The following is a 16,958-nucleotide window of genomic DNA, read 5'->3' on the forward strand; positions in this document are numbered from 1 at the left end:
GGTCCACGCAGGCCTCCGGCGCCAGGACACCCTTCTCGTCTATGGACCCGTCCAGGAGCATGGAGGCGAAGACTGCCGGGAGGTCCCGGTCCGGTCGTCCATACCTGACCTCCACCCGGGAAGAGGCGGGGCCCGATGTCCACCTCGGCATGTCCCGGCTCGAAGAGGCGAACCTGCCCAAAAACGGTCCCTACTGCTGCTCGTAGAGCTTCTCGAAGACCTGTCCCTTGTAGGTGGAGCGCTCCAGCTCGCCCGGTTCCGCCCAGATTATCTCCGGGGTGAACTTGGCCTTGACGTGGAAGGCCTCCTGCATTTCCTTCTCCAGCTCCGGGAGCTTGTCGGCGGGATAGTCCTCGCCGCGCTCGATCTTTATCTTCAGCGGCGGCACCACCCGCGGCGGTTTCTCGGTGAGCACGATGCGGAACTGGCCGGTCACCCTGGGCACGAAGCCGCCCACCACGCCCTCCACCACGGCGGGATAGACGATGACCCCCTTGACCTTGAGCATGTCGTCGGTGCGGCCCACCACCTTGTAGCGGATGCCGGTCCTGCCGCAGGGGCAGGGAGAGGTGAAGACCTGGTGTATGTCTCCCAGGCTGGTGCGCAGCCAGGACATGCCGTCCCCCTCCATGGCGGTGAAGATGGCCTCTCCCTCTGCCCCGTCCTCCAGGGGTATGGGCTCCTTCGTCTCCGGATCCACCAGCTCGTAGAGGGCGAGGTCGTCGGCGGTCCAGTGCATGCCCTGGTACTCGGGGTGGTCGCAGGAGACCCCGAAGCCCGCCCCGGCATCGAAGAGCCTGGCCTCGTAGGCCTCCTCCAGCCGCTTGCGCACCTCCGGTATCCCCGCTCCCGGCTCACCGCCACAGAAAAGGGTATGCAAGCCCAGGTCCTTGGGGTCCCTGCCCTGCTCCTTGCATTTCTCGATGAGGTAGTCCGCCAGGGAGGGGGTGCCGGAATAGACGGTGCCCCGGAAGAGGGTCTGCATGAGCAGGATGCGGTCGGTGCCCGCCTCCGCCCCCACCGGGATGGCCATGGCCCCCAGGCGATGGCAGCCCATCATGGTGGGGATGCCGGCGATGACCATGGAGAGGGCGAAGCAGAAGAGGATGCGGTCCCGCGAGCGCACGCCGGCCCTCCACAAGCCGCGCACCATGGCCTCGCCCCATACATCTACCATATCGTGCCAGGTCATCGGATAGGGGGTGGGGACGCCGGTGGTGCCGGTGGTGGTGGCCATGATGTTGAGGTCGTCCACCCGCACCGGCATGATCTGGTCGAGGACCGCCAGGATGTCGCCCCCGTACTCGAAGACCATGGCCCGTAGGCCCTCCTTGTCGAAGAGGGGGACGGCCTTCGCAAAGTCCTCGAGGTTCGCGATCTTCTCCGGCGCCACTCCCCATTCGTCGAACTTCCTCCGGTAAAAGGGAGCGTTGTCGTACAGCCGCCGCAGAAACACCCTCAGCTTGGCGAGCTGGATCTCCCGCATCTCGGGGGTGTTCAGGATTGGCTCCATCTCCATATTCCAGTAAGGGCGCTCTTCTTCCATGTCCTTCCCCTTTTCCCATCCGACCTCATGACCTTCGGAGTTCTGCATCCATCTGCTATTTACCCCGAAAGGCGCGGTTTCACACTCAGCCCGGGTCCTCCTGCCTCCGACCGCGGCCACCGGCCCCGCCGCGCACGACCTCCATTTGGAGCGGTTACCGCCGGTGTTTTCTGGAATATGGTATATTATGCCATGTTCTCCTGTTCGAGTTTGCTCGCGCCTGCACCCTCCCGCCTCTGGGACCGCGCCGTCCCGCCCCCGTCGAACCTGTCCGCCCGCTTTCGGACTTTCGACTTCAGGTAGGGGCAGGGCGGGATTATAATGGGCTTCGGTGAGGCCTGCGGGGAGGGAGAACCGCCGCGCTTCGGCGCTATGTCACGGCCTCCACCCGGAAAGGAGAGGGGTAACCATGGGAAAGAGAGTCTTGCGCACCAAACTCTGCGACATGCTGGGCATCGAGTATCCCATCCTCAGCGCGGGCATGGGACCCAACCTGCTGGGCGAGGAGACCGGCGCCCCGGTGGACCTGGTGGTGGCCGTCTCCGAGGCGGGGGGCATGGGCGTGTTGGGTGCGAGCGGGTATTCGGTGGACGAGATGCGCGACGCCATCCGCGAGATAAAGTCGCGCACCGACAAGCCCTTCGGGGTGGACCTGCTCCTGCCCAAGAACATCACCGACCTCCCGGACACCGGTGCCCCGGGAGAGGTTCCCCTGGACGAGCTGCTCAAGAACCTCCCCCAGTCCCACCAGGACTTCATCGCCAAGGTGAAGAAGGACCTCAACCTGCCGGATGTGGAGATCATGGTGAAGATGAACTCCACCACCATGATGCCCCACGAAGCCATAAAGGTGTGCCTGGAGGAGCGGGTGCCCCTCTTCGCCGCCGGCCTGGGCAACCCCGGCTTCATGGTCGAGGATGCCCACGCCGTGGGGACCAAGGTGCTGGCCATCACCGGCAACATCAAGAACGCCAGGCGCATGGCCGACGCGGGGATCGACCTCCTGGTGGCTCAGGGCCACGAGGCGGGCGGGCACACCGGCCGCATCGGCACCATGGCCCTGGTGCCCGGCTGCATCGACGCCGCCTATCCGGTCCCTGTGCTCGCCGCGGGGGGCATCGGGGACGGTCGCGGCCTGGCGGCGGCGCTGGCCATGGGCTGTGTGGGCGTCTGGGTAGGCACGCGTTTTCTGGCCACCGAGGAGGGCGGCGCCCCCGCGGTCATCAAGCAGCACATCGTGGAGGCTAGCGACGAGGACACCCGCGTGAGCACCATGTTCACCGGCAAGACGCTGCGTTCCATCAAGAGCCGCTTCATGGACCTCTGGGACGAGTCGGGCCTGCAGCCCCTGCCTTTCCCCCTGCAGATGCTCATCGCCTCGGCCCTGCTGGCCGCCTTCATCAAGGGCAACCGCGACGAGTACATCGGCGGTTTCGCCGGGCAGGTGGCGGGCATCGTCAAGGAGATCAAGCCCGCCGCCCAGGTGCTGGAGGAGATGGTGGAGGAAGCGGCGGACATCCTCACCAGGAAGCTCCCCGAGAGCGTGCAGGTGGAATAGGGTCCGCCAGCCGGGAGATGCGCCGGAGGAACGCAGGCGGGACCGCTCCTACGCCGACTTCGCCGCGCGCGCGGCCACCGTCTCCTCGAGCAGGGCGGCGTTGCGGTCCGCCAAGGTGATCAACGCCCCGCGCCTGCACAGCTCCTCCGCGAGCGCCCGCCCGATTCCCGAGGCGCCGCCGGTGATGATGGCCGTCCTGCCGTTGAAATCGTCCACCCGCGACCACCTCGCGCGTCCCGCTCTCCTCGCAGACGGTCCTGCCGTGGGTTACCGACCTCGAAGGACCGGCGGTTTACCGGCCCCGGTGCCGGCCCCGTTCTGCGGTCCGAGCGGCCTGCGTCCCGGGTCCGGCCCGCGGCCGGAGCGGCCTCTCCGATGCCCGGCAGTCTCGGCACGTACCTCCACCTCCGTCAAGACCGAAGCTCCGGGAAGGCGAAGTTTCCCACCGCCAGGGAGATGAAAACGGATTGCCGGCATCTATACTGCGACGCCCATGTTTGCAGATATGCAACATCACCATAACCAACCGTTAACCGGCGGTGGCGAAACAACCACTGCGAGAAAAAACGAAAAGAGCCCGGACAGGCCGGCTCTCCGGGAGAGGCAAAAGTCGCGCGACCCGGCGCCGAAAAAATAGGGCAAGGCTTCGGGAAAGGACGGAGCCATCTACTGCGGCGTCGGAAGCAGGGTCGTCGCCCTGTACCCCGAAGGCTCGCAAAAGTGGTCATACGAGATCGGGGGAACCGTGGACATGCCCGCCGTAGACCTCGACGACACGGTCTACGCCGGGAGCACGGCCGGGAAGCTGGTGGCCCTCACCGCAACGGGGAGCTCAAATGGGAGACGGCGGTGCCGGGGAATATCTGCACTCCCACCGCCGCGAAGGACGCCCTGTACTGCGGAGCTTCTCCGCTGGTGCTCTATGCCTTCGACAAGGAGGACAACAAGCTCTGGGAGGTCAGGCCGGAGGGAGACCTGCCGTTATATGAAGGTCTTTCCGACTGGGCGAACACCCTGGATTACCCCTCCATAGGAGACGACGGCACCCTGTACGTGGGCTCGTTCCCCTATCCGGGTATAACCTCCGCCGATGGGAAAGGACGGTACCCTCTTCACCGTGCAGGCGGACGGCACCATATACGCCTTCAAGTGAAAGACGCGGGAGGAGGCGCAGCGCGGTCAGGCCTTTGATCCCCAGTCATCTACCATATATTGCCATAGAATCAGGGATCAAGGACCTGACCGCATTCCTGCCGTGGTTGGCCGGGCTTTCGACCATCCGGCGGGGACGGGGACTCCGGCATCAGGAGCCGGCCCTATCTCTTTCTTGCCAGCGAGATCTCCAGGCAGCCTTCCCCCTCCTCCATGCTCTCCACCGTGCAGGCGGAGTCCTCGAAAACCTCCACCAGGCCCCAAATCCGTCCCGCCACTATGGGGGGAGAGTACGGGTTCACCACCCTCAGGCGAAAGCCCTCGGCCCCGCGCGCCAGCAACACAGGCCTTCCCCAGCTGCGCAGGGGGAACTTCGCCAGCTCCGCCTCCATGGAGGTATCGCCCCTGATCCCGGCGTAATATTCCCTCGCGTAGTCTCGCGAGACCTCGGTGATCACCTCGCCGATCTCCTCCCCCAGTTCCTCGCGCAGCACCCGCACCACCGCCACGATCCCGTTGGTGTTATGGAGCACGAAGCGCCTGCCGCTAAGCCTCTCGACGATGAGGGCCCGGTCGGCGTCCCACTCGAACTGACGGGAGACCTCCAAGGGCACCCCGCATTCGGAGCAGCGCCGGTACTCCAGCTCACCCTCATGGGTGAAGGGTATCCCCAGCTCCACCTCCTGCTCGATGCGTTCCTCGATCTCCGGCTCTCCCTCCACGGCGCGGATCTCAATGAGATCCCGCCCCCTTTCTTCCCGCCAGTGCGGCTCCCCTCGCCTCTCCTCCATGGCCTCGAACACCCCCGCCCAGTCCCCCATGGCCATGGGACGGTTATAAGTCCTTCCGGTCTCGATCACCAGCTTCTCGCCAGCGCGGTACTCCGCCGGCGATGCGAAGCCCAGTCCCCAGTAAGCGCAGAACCTCGCGATCAGGCCGTAAACGGTCATGGGGTCGGCATCCCTGCCCGCCGCCCTGAGGTTGTGTGCCAGCGAGGCGGCGTAACGCTTCCCGTCCTTCCGCTTCCCCTCCAGCACCAGGCGCGAGATGTCGAAGCCGATACGGCCGGAGATGGCTGGGAAGAGGTTCCCGAGCTCATCCGTGTCGTAAAGGGTGCCGCGGATATGGGGAGGGTAAGCGGCGGTGATCACCCCGTTGGCATGCCATACGTTGCCTTTCCCGATACCCGCGGGAAGGCCGCATGTGCCGCAGATCCTCTTTTTCTCCACCATCCGAAAACCCCTCACCTTCGCATATCACTTCTCCGCGCCGTGCCTCGATCCCTTTCTCCCGGACCAAGACCCCTCCTCGACGAGGGCGGGCCCCGGGACGCACCCACTCTCCGGGAAGGAGGAGGATGCGGTGTGCCGCAGGTCAGGACAGCGACACGTATCACGCCCACTGTGCGCCTCCGTTTATCACCACCGGTGGAGTAAGGCCCGCCGGCCGCACTTCCGGCTCGTGCCGCCTAGTCGAACTTCACGTGAGCGCGTATCTTCGCGTACGCCTTTTCCAGGAATTGGGGATCATCGACGGCGATGCTTATCGCTCCCTCGGGACAGACCGCCGCGCACCTGCCGCAGGCGCGGCAGCGCTTCCCGATGACCGCACGGCCGTCCCGGACCTCGATGGCCGCGATATAGCAATGCCGAACGCACTTCCCGCACCCCGTGCATGCATCGCCGACCGTTATGGTAAGGCCTTCCAGGACGGGCTGTATGGGGTCGAGCCACTCGGCGGGCGTATAGCGGGTATATCGGGTTATGCAGCAGCACTCGCAGCAGAAACAGGTGGTGAGCATGCGCGAGCGGTCCCTGACGTCGAAGATGAAGTTGTCCACCCTCGCCTTGCCCACCACCGGCACCAGTCCTGCTTCCACCGCCCGGCGGGCGTGCGCCCTGGCCTCCTCGACGCCCACCTCCCGTCCGGGGAAACGCTTTATCAGCAGGGCGTCGTCGCCCATCATCAAGCACCCTATATCCCTGGGGTAGTGCTTGCACTTCCACCCCTCGCGGCAGCCGCAGTAATCGATGATCACGCGGTGCGAGGCCTCCTCGATGAAGCGGTCGAGAAGAGCGAGGGGCAACGGCGCGTCCTCCGGGAGCTCGATATCCGCGTTGATGGGCAGCCAGCGCAGCTCCGACTTGTCCTCGCGCAGCCAGGGATGCACCTTGTTCAGGCCAGGGATCTTCATCGCCGTGCGCAGGCCGAACTCCGCCGCCCGCACCACCCCTTTCCTGAGTCCCCTCCTGAGGCTCTCATCCAGCCCGGACGCTTCCGCCATCGCCATCACTCCTTTTCCGTCCGACCCGACCTCCCCGAACCGCTCACCGTCTCGGAAAACCCGTGCTTCTTTTCTTGCCGCCCGCGGTGCCGGAGGGGCAGCGGTATCAGCGCCCCACCTTCATGAAGGTGGCCATGCTCAGGGCGACGAGCGCGCCCGCGCCGTCGCGCACCTCCGCCTCGCAGACCGCCACGTCCCCGTCCTCGGCCACCACCCGTCCCTTGCCCGTCAGCGTGCCCGCGCCCGCCGGCGCCAGGAAGTTCACCTTCATCTCCACCGTCACCACCCGGCGCGAGCCGCGCCGAAAGAGGGTGGCCAGGGAAACTCCGGAGGCCGCGTCCGCCAGTGCGAAGACGACGCCGGGGTGGACGTGACCGTTTTCATCCATGTGCCCGGTATCCACGCGGAGCCTTATGACGGCGCCGCCTCGCGACAGCTCCGCCACCTCCATCCCCAGCAGGCGGTAGAAGGGGGCATGCCTGGCGCGGTCCTCGATTATCTCTCGGAATCCCTCCTCGAGGTCCTCCCGCCGCCCCCTCTCCCCGCGGCGACCACCGTCCGCTCCCCCGCTTCCGATCACCCTTGCCGTGCACCTCCGAAAGATCTCTTTTCGCCACCCACGGCTGCTCGCCGCCTACCCTCCGGGGCCCCATGGCCGGCGAGACGGGGGGCAGGACCCCATGCAGTCGTATCCCGACCTCCCCGCGGGTCCCGCCTTCAGGGCAGCGACCTTTTCACCTCACATGATCTCTTCGAAAAGGCGCTGCCTCTCCTCCTCCAACAGGTTCTTGAGCTCCCGCCCGCATTTCTCGCTGCACGTCATGAAGATGATGTCCCATCCCTCTTGTCTGGCCTGCGAGCCGTCCGCGGTCACCATGCACTCCAGCTCTCTGCCCCCCGCGGGCAGATGTACCACCGAGGCCTTTCCAACCGCCTCCCGGTACCTTAACTCCTCCTTGAGGCGCACGCCGAGTCCGTACACCTCCGCGCCGGAAGGGATCTTCTTCCTGCACCAGGCGCATCTGTATGCCTGACCGCCCATCGCCTACCGCCTTTCCCTGCCTCCTCGGGCAACGCCTCTCGCCGACATGCGCCGGGGCTCTTGCCGCCATACCGTACCTGCAGGACACCGCAAGCGCGCGTCCCTTCCACGGCACGGCGAGCTCCATGATCATCGACGGGCCGCCGGCACCCTTTCCAACATAGAACAAACATGCATGCCGTTCAAACCCCAGCCCGGTCAACCCAGCCACCGCGCCCGGAGCCCGTTGCCGGGCCGACCTTTACGCAAAAGGGTATATGCCTATAAACTTTGGGGGTGAGCTCTTCGGGCGCGGGGAAGGAGGTATGGTCATGGGAGAGACGGTGAGCCTAAGGGAGATCGACCAGGTGGAGATCCTATCCCTGTCGGACAACTACAACGACCTGGTGTCCATGGATTCAAGCGACATCGTCACCAGGGCGATGCCCGTAAAAGACCTTCAGGTGCGGGGGTCGGTGCTGGCCGAGCACGGCTTCTCGGCCCTGGTGAAGGCGGTGGCCGAAGAGGGATCCCACGAACTGCTCTTCGATTTCGGCCTCTCCCCCGTGGCCGTGCCCTACAATATCGAGCAGTTGGGGGTGGACCTCTCGCGCGTGGAGGCCGCGGTGCTCTCCCACGGGCACATGGACCACTTCGGAGCCCTGATCCCCGTCATCTCCTCCCTTCCCGCCAGGCCGCTGCCCCTCTACGTCCACCCCGCGGCGTTCAAGGAGAACCGCTACCTCAAGGTGGGCGAGGTGAGGATCAAGTTCCCCCCCGCCGACCGCGCCGCCTGGAAGGAAGCGGGCGCTGAGATTGTAGAGAGCACGGAGCCCACCCTCCTGGCCGGGGACACCGTGCTCTTCCTGGGCGAGATAGAGCGCGTGACGGACTTCGAGCGGGGGATGCCCAACGCCTATTGCGAGATCGAGGGCGGCGAGTGCTGGGATCCCATCGAGGAGGACACCGCCGTGGTCATGAACCTGCGGGGCAAGGGGCTGGTGGTGCTCTCCGGGTGCGCCCATTCCGGCATCGTGAACACCGTCGCCTATGCCCGCAAGGTCACCGGGGTGGACCGGGTCCACGTGGTCATGGGGGGTTTTCACCTCACCGGGCCGGCATTCGAGCCCATCATCGGGGAGACCATCGCCGGGCTCCGTTCCTTCGACCCCGATTATGTCGTCCCCACCCACTGCACGGGACGCAAAGCGGTGATGGCCTTTGAGCAGGCCATGCCCGGGAAGTTCATCCTCAACATGGCGGGGACGCGCCTCACCTTCCGGGCTTGAGTATACCCGACCGGGTCGCTCCGCGGTGTCGCCGGTAAAAAAGGCCACTCAGGCCGTGTGCGGAAGAGGGCGTCATGGCCTGGCGAGCATGTCGTGGTCGTCATCGCCGCCTGACCTGCATCCCACCGCGCGCGGCGAAGAGCAAGGTCTCATCGGGGGCAGAGCGGCCGCGCCGTCACCTCCGCCGTCGCCTTCTTCCTGCAGCGTACGCGGAAAGGTACGGGTGAACTCGCGGCTCATTCCAGCACGGCGCCGCGAGCGGCCGAGGTGACCTGCCTCACGTAACGGCGCATGAAGCCGGGGGCAGAACACGCCGGGGCGGCCGGCGCTCCGCAAGGCGCGCGTCGATCCCCTCGGCGGAGAGCCTGACCGCGAGAGAGCGCCCCGGTATGTCGATGTCTTTTTCGTCTCCGTCCCGCAGGGCGGCCGTCGGGCCTCACGCCGCAGCCTCAGGCGATACGTGTCCAATGCACGGCCCGGTGGTCGCCCCCGAGAACCGGCCGTCGGTGATAAGCGCCACGCGCTTTAAGCCGTGCAGCTCCAGGCCCATGGCCTCCGCCAGGCACTGGAAGGTGCTGGCGGTCCCCATCAATTCGCAGGACCCGCAGGTAGCGCAGGTGGCCGCGGCAAGTTCGCCCAGCAAGTCCGGGTAATCTTTATGGAAGATGCTTCCGGTGCTCCGCGGAGAGAACCTCATGGCGAAGGCGCCCGGTCCGCCGGTGAGCATGATGGTGGGCAGGTCCAGGCACGCCGCCGCCATGATCGTGCCCGGGATGATCTTGTCGCAGGAAGCGATGAGCACCAGGCCGTCGAAGAGCATGCTCCGGGCATGCGTCTCCACCATGTCCGCGATGAGCTCCCGCTGGGGGAGCACGAAGCGCATGCCCTCGTTGCCCTCGGTAAAGCCGTCGCAGGGAGCGGGCACGTCGAACTCGAAGGGTATGCCTCCCGCTGCATGCGCCCCTTCCTTGACGCGCTCCGCCAGCGCCCGCAGGTGCATGTGCCCGGGGTTCATCTCGGTGTGGGAGTTGGCCACCGCGATGAGCGGCTTTTACTTGAGCTTGTCGATGTCCGCCCCAAGGCCGTGTATGATGGCCAGGCGGGCGATGCTCATCGGGAAATCGTACTCATCGAATATCGGTCGGCTCCTGGGCTAGCTCATGGAATCCTCCACGACAAAGGGATACCGTTGTTCAACGGGCACCTGCCCGCAGGGACGGTCAGAAGACGCTGTAATCCCTCAAGACCTTGACGCGCTCCAGGATGCGGGGGAGTATCTCTCCCGACTTGCCCACGATCCCCACCTCTACCAGGTCCTGGAAATAGCACCCGGTGGCGTTTATCTCCACCAGGCGCGCTCTCGCCTTCCGGGCGTATTCCGGGATATAGGCGGCCGGATAGACCATGCCCGAGGTGCCCAGTATGAGCAGCACGTCCGCGTTCTGCGCCTCGCTTATCGCCAGGGGCATGTCCTGCACCGGCTCCCCGAAGCCCACCACGTCGGGCCGGCAGACTCCCCCGCACCTGCACTTCGAGGCCACCCGCACGATGCCCTGGATGTTCCCGCTGCGCAGCATCTCCACGAGCTCCCGCCCCATGGCAAAGAGCTCCTCCCGCTCCAGCATGGTGCGGTTGCCGCAGACCAGGCATGCGAGGCGGAAGATGTTCCCGTGCACCTCGATGACCCGCGTGTTGCCGGCCTCGCGGTGCAGGTTGTCGATGTTCTGGGTGATCACCGCGCGCAGGATCCCCATGCGCTCCAGCTCGCCCAGAGCGTAATGGCCCGGGTTGGGGCGGGCCCGCTCCAGCACCTCCACCATCTCGGACACGAAATCCACCGCCGCCTGGGGCACCTTCGCGCCGCTGAAGATGGAGGTGAAGATGTCTCCTCCCCCCAGTTCCACGGGGTCGAAGCGGTCCCACAATCCGCCGGGGTCGCGGAAGGTGGGGATGCCGCTCTCCGCCGAGACCCCCGCTCCCGAGAAGGCCACCAGCCTCTTCGCCCTGGCTATGTAGATCGCCGCTTCCTCGATCTGCCTGTTGAGGTCCAAGATCAGCTCCCCGTGCGTTCTCCGCTCTTTCCTCTAGCGGTTTTCCTGCTGCATCATCGCCTTCAGCTCGCGCTTGAGGATCTTCCCCACGCCGCTGGTGGGCAGGGCATCGAAGAACTCTATTCTCTTAGGCACCTTGTAGGGCGCCACGTTCTCCCTCAGGAAGGCGAGGATCTTCTCCTTTTCCTCCTCGCTCTTCTCGATCCCGGGCTTCAGCACCACCGCCGCCATCACCCGTTCGGAGCCCGGCCGGTCGGGGTCCGGGAAACCGAACGAAGCGGCCATCTCCACGTCGGGGTGCTTCATGAGCTCGTCGTCAAGCTCGCGGGTGAACACCTTGTATCCGGAGACGATGACCATGTCCTTGAGGCGGTCCACCACGTAGAGGTAGCCGTCCTCGTCCATGCGTCCGAGGTCGCCGGTATGCATCCAGCCGTCCCTCAAGGCATGGGCCGTCTCCTCGGGGCGGTTGTAATATCCCTTCATCACCTGGGGGCCGCGCACGCAGATCTCCCCCGTCTCCCCCAGCGGCACCGGCTCCCCCGTCTCGGGATCGACCAGTTTCAGCTCCGTGTCCGGGTAGGGTATGCCCACCGATCCCACCTTCTTCATCCCGTAGCGCGGGTTGCAGACGGTGACGGGAGAGGTCTCGGTCATGCCGTAGAGCTCGATGAACTTGTTGTCGCCGACGACGCGGTTGATGTCCGGAATGCTCTCGGGCGGAAAGGGCGCCGCGCCGCTGATGCAGTATTTGACCCCGCTGAAGTCCAAGGCCCTGAAGTCGGGCCTCTTGAGCAGCTCGAAAAAGATGGTGGGGACGCTGATGATGGAGGACGGCCGGTGCTTCTTTATGGCACCGACGATGAAGTCCAGGTCACGCGGGTTGGGCACGCAGATCTGGCCCAGGCCGCCCTGCAGGAGGCCCGCGGCCATGGCCAGGCCGGCCATGTGGAACATGGGGAAGGCGGATATGCCTACCTCGCCGGTGTAGCCGGGCTCGTCCGCCCAGGTGAGGGTCTGGTGGCAGTTGGACATGAAGTTGCGCTGGGTGAGGACGGCCCCCTTGGAGGGTCCCGTGGTGCCCCCGGTATACATGATGAAGATGGTGTCGTCCATCCCGCGCGGCACCAGGACTGTGTCCTCGGGCATCCCCTCTATGGCGTCGAAGAAGGAGATCACCTCCTTGCCCGGTATCTCCTGCACCTGCACGGGGGGGAATTCTCCGGGCATGAAATCGGTGGTCCCCGCGACGATCACGGTGGAGAAGCCGCACCTGTCCGCCACCGGCGCGATGGCCCCAAAGAGCAGGTCCATGGTGAGCACCACTTTGGCGCCCGAGTCGTTGAGCTGGTGCTCAAGCTCATGGGGGGTGAGCAGGGGGCTGACGCCGGTGGTTACGCACCCCGCCTTCTGAGCCGCGACCACGGCGATATAATGGGCGGGGATGTTGAGGGCGTGCAGGCCGATGACGTCGTCGGGCTGGAGCCCGATATCGATGAAATACGCCGCCAGCCGGTTGGAGAGCCGGTCCACGTCCTTGAAGGTGAGGATGTTGTCCATGTAGATCAGCGCCCGGTTGTCCCCCACCCTCTGAGCCGCCTCCACGAACTTCTGGGCGAAGGTCTTGTCCTCGTACTCCAGGTGGGGCGGCACGTGAGGGTCATAGTGCCTGAGCCACGGTTTCTTCGCATAGACGTCGGTCATGGATCCACCCCTTTCTTTCCCGGGCGAACCGCCCGTGTCTCCCTCCTGCCTTGCCGAAAGAAGGTATGCGGAAACGGGCCTTCCGGCATGTTCCCCGGAGCGGGGTCCGTTTCAACCGTATCCGCTGACATCCGAAGCCTTATACCCGACCGCGCCCCGCCCCCTCCCCTCGGGCCGTTTCGTACCGCTTATTCTAGCATACGGTTCTCGGAAGTCCTCTCGTCCCGCCTCCGGGCGCGCTGCGGCGCCATCCATGACGCCACGCCGGCTCTTCCGCCATAAGCGGCGGTCAGGACCTCCGTCCCCCCGCACCCGCCGAGCGGCCGAGGAGGGAAAACCCGTCCTGGCTCATGCGATTCGCCTCTCCCCGGCCGGTGAGGATATACTATTGATGGCAGACAGGTCGCCGAAAGGGAGGTGGGCTTGTGCTGGAGATAAGACGAGCATCCGCGGAAGACGAAAAGGATATCTTCCGGCTGGCGAGGGAGCTGGCCGACGCGGTGGGGTTCGCGGAACAAGCCCCCCTCATCGACATAGGGATATGGTCCAGGACCCTCGAGAAGATGCTCTCCTCGCCGGACTGGATGTTCCTCCTGGCCTGCGAGGACGGCGAGGCGGTGGGGCTGCTGATATTCTTCATCCGCCCCACGCTGGCCAGCGGCCTCAACCGCGCCACCATCACCGAGATGGTGGTATCCGAGAAAGCGCGCGGCAAGGGGGTGGGGCGAAGGCTGGTGGAGGAAGCGAAGAGGATCGCCCTGGAGAGGGGATGCACCGTCTTCGACGTCTCCACGGAGCTGGACAACGCGGGCGCCGAGGGCTTCTACACCAGGATGGGCTTCACGCGCCGGCGCCATTACTACGAGGCCCAACTCTGAACGATGCCGGCAGCTCATGCGGGGCGGCCAGGATCAGGCGATGAAAGCATGGCCGGGGAAACGCGTCTCTCATCTTGAGCATAGGCCCGGCTTCCCGCAGATTCTCGCCGGGACCCGTGATTTCCGCCCCGATCATTCATCTTCTTGCGCTTCTGCAAGCGCCATCCCACGCGGTCAAGGGAACGGGCCTGGCACCCGATAATTTAGCCTAGGTGAAAGAGACGTCGGACGAGAGACGAAGAGGTGGGGTGATTGGATTGGCAGATACGCGCACGCTCGCGAACGGTAGAACGGGAAGAACGCACATCCTCTACTTGATAACCATTCTGGTGATCGCCGTCTTCGGGCTCTATGCCCTCGTTTCCTGGCTCACCTACCGCGGCTCCCAGAACCGGCTGGTGGAAAAGAGCCGCCAGAAACTCATCCAGACCCAGGTGGACAACATCACCTCCACCACCGAATACCTGAGTTCCCTGTTCATCCCCATGTTCAACGAGAAACTGGGGCAGCTCAAGCCCCAGGAGATCGCCAGCGCCTTCGCCAACAAGGAGATAAGCGAGGCCCAGCGTCAACTGAACGCGGAGCTCAAGAAAGTGGCGGAGCTGGAAATACAGGGCCAGGTGGCGCTGCTGGTCATCCTCATGCCCACCCCCCTGAACCGAATGCCGCTGGTGATACTCTCCAGCGACGAAAACCTGGTCTATGAATGGGAGGTGCCGGACTACCTCGTGCAGGCCATAGAGGACGGGGAGCCGTATATATGGATGGAGGACGGGGTTCCGGAGCTCTCCCTGCAGGGTAAGTACCTCCTGGTGCTCAACCGCTACGATGACCCGGAGACCATGAGCACCACGGTGAGCGTGTCCGTGAAATCCATGAGCGGGGAACTCGCGGATATCGAGAGTTTCTTCGACCAGGAACAGAACCGCTTGAACCTGGTGATGGTGGTGGTGGTGTTGGGCTCCGTGGCGGTTGTTTTCGTCATCACCTTCTTCATCCTCAGCCTCCTCATCCGTAGGCGCATCACCCTACCCATCGAGGAGCTGGCGGCCGCGGCCAAAGAGGTCATGGAGGGCAACCTCGACGTGGACATAAAGGTCCACGAGGGCGGCGAGTTCGAGGTCCTGGAGCGCGCCTTCAAGGAGATGGTGGAGAGCTTCCGGAAATATATCGCGAAATCGGTGGGTGAGGAGTAAGGGCAGCGGCTGAGGCTCCGCGCCGGGCGCCTCGCATTACCCGCGCATCTGCGGTGAGCGCGAGCGCGCTGCTCTCCCGCCGCGGTGTCGCACGGCTGCGGAACGTCGCGAATCCGGCCTTCGACGACTGCCGGCTGAAACCCTGACCGTGCTATCATCGCAGTGGAAGTCGCGGCCGCGCCCTGCGGCGGGAATGGGAAGATCGCCACGGCGGCCCCTGGCAGCGCCGAGGGGCGGGGCGTTCTCCCGTAGACAAGTCGACAGGAGCGAAGAGCGACGGGACGGCGCATCCGCGGGACAAAAGGGGGACGGACATGGAGACGCGGCGCACCGAGAAGGCCTACAGGTGGGACGCGGCCGACTACCGCGACAGCTCCTCCCAACAGAAAGAATGGGGGCGGGAGCTGCTCTCGAAGCTGGACCTGCGCGGCGATGAACACGTTCTGGATATAGGCTGCGGTGACGGCGCCCTCACCGCCGAGATCGCACGGCGCGTGCCCGACGGCCGGGTGGTGGGCATCGACAGCTCCCCGGAGATGATAGACCTGGCGCGCAGGACATATTCCAAAGAAGATTTTCCCAATCTGTCCTGGGAGGTCATGGACGCCTCGGAACTCGGCTTCGACGGACGATTCGACCTCGCCTTCTCCAACGCCGCCCTGCACTGGGTATCCGATCAGCTCGGGTTACTGCAGGGGGTGAGGAGGTCCCTCAAGCCCGGCGGGAGGACACTCTTCCAGATGGGAGGAAAGGGTAACGCCTCCAATGTGGTGCGCGCCCTGGGGGAGCTCATCGCTCGCAGCGACTGGGGCCGCTACTTCGAGGACCTGCGTCTCCCCTACCGTTTCTGCTCCCCGGAGGAATACGAGGCCTGGCTGCGGGAGGCCAACCTGGTCCCACTGCGCGTGGAGCTCATCCCCAAGGACATGGTGCACGAGGGGAAGCGGGGCCTGGAGGCCTGGATCCGCACCACCTGGCTCCCCTTCACCCAATGCCTGCCCGAAGCGAGGCGGGAGGATTTCATCGCCCAGCTCGCCTCGACCTATCTCGAGCTCTACCCCCCCGACGCGGAAGGCCTCGTGCACGTCAACGCCATGCGCCTGGAGGTGGAGGCGCAGAGGGCCTGAAGGGGGAGCTGCGCCGGCATATGCGCATGCGGTGACGGATTCGGACTTACGGCAGCAGAAAAGGAGTTCCTTTCGCCCCGCGGCCGCCGGAAAGCCGCGCCCCTCCCTTCAGCCCTCAGGGCCTCCGGGATCACCGCCGGGCTGTCCGCTCCCCGGAGGCCACTCCGCGGCGACCCTCTGGATAGAGGGTTCCACGGAGAACCTCGGCTCTCCCCCCTCGACCCAGGCCTTCAGTTCGTAGGAGGAACCCTCGTCCTCGAGCCGGTAAGCGGCGGTGCCGTCTGGCCGCGGGTAGACCTTCAATGCCAGGCCCGCGGAGAGGTCATTTTCCCCACGTACTGCATCACCGGCCCCAGGGGCAGCAAAGTCCCCTCCCGCGCGAACAGGGGCACGCGCTCGAGGGGGCAGGGGTTCCGTATCCATCTAGGTCCCCGCAGGCGCTCGCCCGTACAGAAGTCGTACCATCCTCCCTCGGGGATATAGATCCTGCGCTCGTCCTCCTCGGTTAGGTCGGAGGCGGCCACCAGGTTGCGCCCGAACAGGTACTGGTCTTCGATGGCGTACACGTTGGGATCGTCCGGGAACTCCAGCACCAGGTGCTGGATCATGGGCCTTCCGCGGGCATAATTAGTCCACAACACTCCTTGCCGCAAGGGTTTCCAGCACCAGGCGCTGGAACATGGGCCTTCCGCGGGCAGCGAGGTGGCGGGCCTCGGAATAGATATAGGGGATGAGCCGGTAGCGCAGCTCCGGCAGACGCCGCACCACGTCCTGCGTCTCCGGCCGGTAGTTCCGGGGCTCCCGAAAGCGCGGCCCTCCTCCGTGGTAACGGATGTGCGATTTGAGGATACAGTGCTTGGTGAAACGGATATACAGCTTGTCGGTGGGGGCGCCGGTGAAGCCGCCGCGGTCCTGGGCCCAGAAGGTGAATCCGTACAGGCCGAGGCTCAGCCCTCCCCGCAGAGAGCATAGGGGTATGGATTGATGACGGAGGCCTCCAGCTCGAGGAGGGCGCGCAGCTTCCCCTGGTACCACCTCACCGCCTCCGGCATGGAGAGGTCGATGACATGCGCGGGATATTAGACAAGAATGTTTCTCTGATATATGAGGTTGCCCTCCGCGCCCCTCTGCGCCATCAGCAAACGGGTCGCC

17 protein-coding genes are annotated in these 16,958 nt (G+C 65.2%); 6 read left to right on the forward strand and 11 right to left on the reverse strand.

All coding sequences use genetic code 11. The features are described 5' to 3' along the window. Positions 1 to 190: 190 nt before the first annotated feature. Entirely contained in the window at positions 191 to 1,546 is a 1,356-nt protein-coding gene (locus H5T74_09495) for a phenylacetate--CoA ligase family protein (GenBank protein MBC7230606.1), read from the reverse strand. A gap of 409 nt (positions 1,547 to 1,955) precedes the next feature. On the opposite strand from H5T74_09495, the gene H5T74_09500 reads away from it, so the two are divergent. Next, positions 1,956 to 3,104 carry a nitronate monooxygenase gene (locus tag H5T74_09500; GenBank protein MBC7230607.1) on the forward strand — a complete coding sequence of 383 codons (1,149 nt, stop codon included), beginning with the start codon at positions 1,956 to 1,958 and terminating at the stop codon, positions 3,102 to 3,104. Positions 3,105 to 3,152: 48 nt separating this feature from the next. Here the strand turns inward: H5T74_09500 and H5T74_09505 are convergent, their stop codons facing one another. Then, positions 3,153 to 3,320: an SDR family NAD(P)-dependent oxidoreductase gene (locus tag H5T74_09505; GenBank protein ID MBC7230608.1), complete on the reverse strand. Its 168-nt coding sequence runs from the start codon at positions 3,318 to 3,320 to the stop codon at positions 3,153 to 3,155. Between the two features lie 633 nt (positions 3,321 to 3,953). Here H5T74_09505 and H5T74_09510 point away from each other — a divergent pair. Beyond that, positions 3,954 to 4,295: a hypothetical protein gene (locus tag H5T74_09510; protein ID MBC7230609.1), complete on the forward strand. Its 342-nt coding sequence runs from the start codon at positions 3,954 to 3,956 to the stop codon at positions 4,293 to 4,295. 125 nt (positions 4,296 to 4,420) lie between these two features. On the opposite strand, the gene H5T74_09515 is transcribed toward H5T74_09510, so the two are convergent. The 4 genes from H5T74_09515 to H5T74_09530 all read right to left on the reverse strand — a co-directional run bounded on the left by H5T74_09515 (position 4,421) and on the right by H5T74_09530 (position 7,582). Continuing rightward, on the reverse strand, positions 4,421 to 5,488 hold the full coding sequence (locus H5T74_09515; GenBank protein MBC7230610.1) for a hypothetical protein: 1,068 nt from the start codon (positions 5,486 to 5,488) through the stop codon (positions 4,421 to 4,423). Between the two features lie 236 nt (positions 5,489 to 5,724). Next, entirely contained in the window at positions 5,725 to 6,540 is an 816-nt protein-coding gene (locus H5T74_09520) for a 4Fe-4S binding protein (GenBank protein MBC7230611.1), read from the reverse strand. 106 nt (positions 6,541 to 6,646) lie between these two features. Next, positions 6,647 to 7,120, reverse strand: a complete 474-nt coding sequence (locus H5T74_09525; protein MBC7230612.1) for a PaaI family thioesterase — start codon at positions 7,118 to 7,120, stop codon at positions 6,647 to 6,649. A gap of 159 nt (positions 7,121 to 7,279) precedes the next feature. Continuing rightward, positions 7,280 to 7,582, reverse strand: a complete 303-nt coding sequence (locus H5T74_09530) for a hypothetical protein (protein ID MBC7230613.1) — start codon at positions 7,580 to 7,582, stop codon at positions 7,280 to 7,282. A 311-nt stretch (positions 7,583 to 7,893) separates the two neighbouring features. On the opposite strand from H5T74_09530, the gene H5T74_09535 reads away from it, so the two are divergent. After that, positions 7,894 to 8,850 (forward strand): MBL fold metallo-hydrolase, encoded by a 957-nt coding sequence (locus H5T74_09535; GenBank protein MBC7230614.1) that lies wholly within the window; start codon positions 7,894 to 7,896, stop codon positions 8,848 to 8,850. A gap of 436 nt (positions 8,851 to 9,286) precedes the next feature. Here the strand turns inward: H5T74_09535 and H5T74_09540 are convergent, their stop codons facing one another. From H5T74_09540 to H5T74_09550, 3 genes are all read right to left on the reverse strand, one after another. Next, entirely contained in the window at positions 9,287 to 9,886 is a 600-nt protein-coding gene (locus H5T74_09540) for a dihydroxy-acid dehydratase (GenBank protein MBC7230615.1), read from the reverse strand. 184 nt (positions 9,887 to 10,070) lie between these two features. Next, positions 10,071 to 10,901 carry an NAD-dependent protein deacylase gene (locus tag H5T74_09545; protein ID MBC7230616.1) on the reverse strand — a complete coding sequence of 277 codons (831 nt, stop codon included), beginning with the start codon at positions 10,899 to 10,901 and terminating at the stop codon, positions 10,071 to 10,073. Positions 10,902 to 10,934: 33 nt separating this feature from the next. Further along, positions 10,935 to 12,605, reverse strand: a complete 1,671-nt coding sequence (locus H5T74_09550; protein MBC7230617.1) for an AMP-binding protein — start codon at positions 12,603 to 12,605, stop codon at positions 10,935 to 10,937. Between the two features lie 425 nt (positions 12,606 to 13,030). Here H5T74_09550 and H5T74_09555 point away from each other — a divergent pair, with 425 nt between their 5' ends. The 3 genes from H5T74_09555 to H5T74_09565 all read left to right on the forward strand — a co-directional run bounded on the left by H5T74_09555 (position 13,031) and on the right by H5T74_09565 (position 15,806). Further along, positions 13,031 to 13,483: a GNAT family N-acetyltransferase gene (locus H5T74_09555; GenBank protein ID MBC7230618.1), complete on the forward strand. Its 453-nt coding sequence runs from the start codon at positions 13,031 to 13,033 to the stop codon at positions 13,481 to 13,483. A 314-nt stretch (positions 13,484 to 13,797) separates the two neighbouring features. After that, positions 13,798 to 14,679, forward strand: a complete 882-nt coding sequence (locus H5T74_09560) for a HAMP domain-containing protein (protein MBC7230619.1) — start codon at positions 13,798 to 13,800, stop codon at positions 14,677 to 14,679. 314 nt (positions 14,680 to 14,993) lie between these two features. Continuing rightward, on the forward strand, positions 14,994 to 15,806 hold the full coding sequence (locus H5T74_09565; protein ID MBC7230620.1) for a methyltransferase domain-containing protein: 813 nt from the start codon (positions 14,994 to 14,996) through the stop codon (positions 15,804 to 15,806). 299 nt (positions 15,807 to 16,105) lie between these two features. Here the strand turns inward: H5T74_09565 and H5T74_09570 are convergent, their stop codons facing one another. Continuing rightward, positions 16,106 to 16,414, reverse strand: a complete 309-nt coding sequence (locus tag H5T74_09570) for a hypothetical protein (protein MBC7230621.1) — start codon at positions 16,412 to 16,414, stop codon at positions 16,106 to 16,108. A gap of 19 nt (positions 16,415 to 16,433) precedes the next feature. After that, positions 16,434 to 16,841, reverse strand: coding sequence for a hypothetical protein (locus H5T74_09575; GenBank protein ID MBC7230622.1), 408 nt, complete (start codon positions 16,839 to 16,841; stop codon positions 16,434 to 16,436). Positions 16,842 to 16,958 lie beyond the last annotated feature (117 nt).

It is taken from the genome of Actinomycetota bacterium, assembly GCA_014360645.1.
GTDB lineage: Bacteria > Actinomycetota > Geothermincolia > Geothermincolales > RBG-13-55-18 > Solincola_B.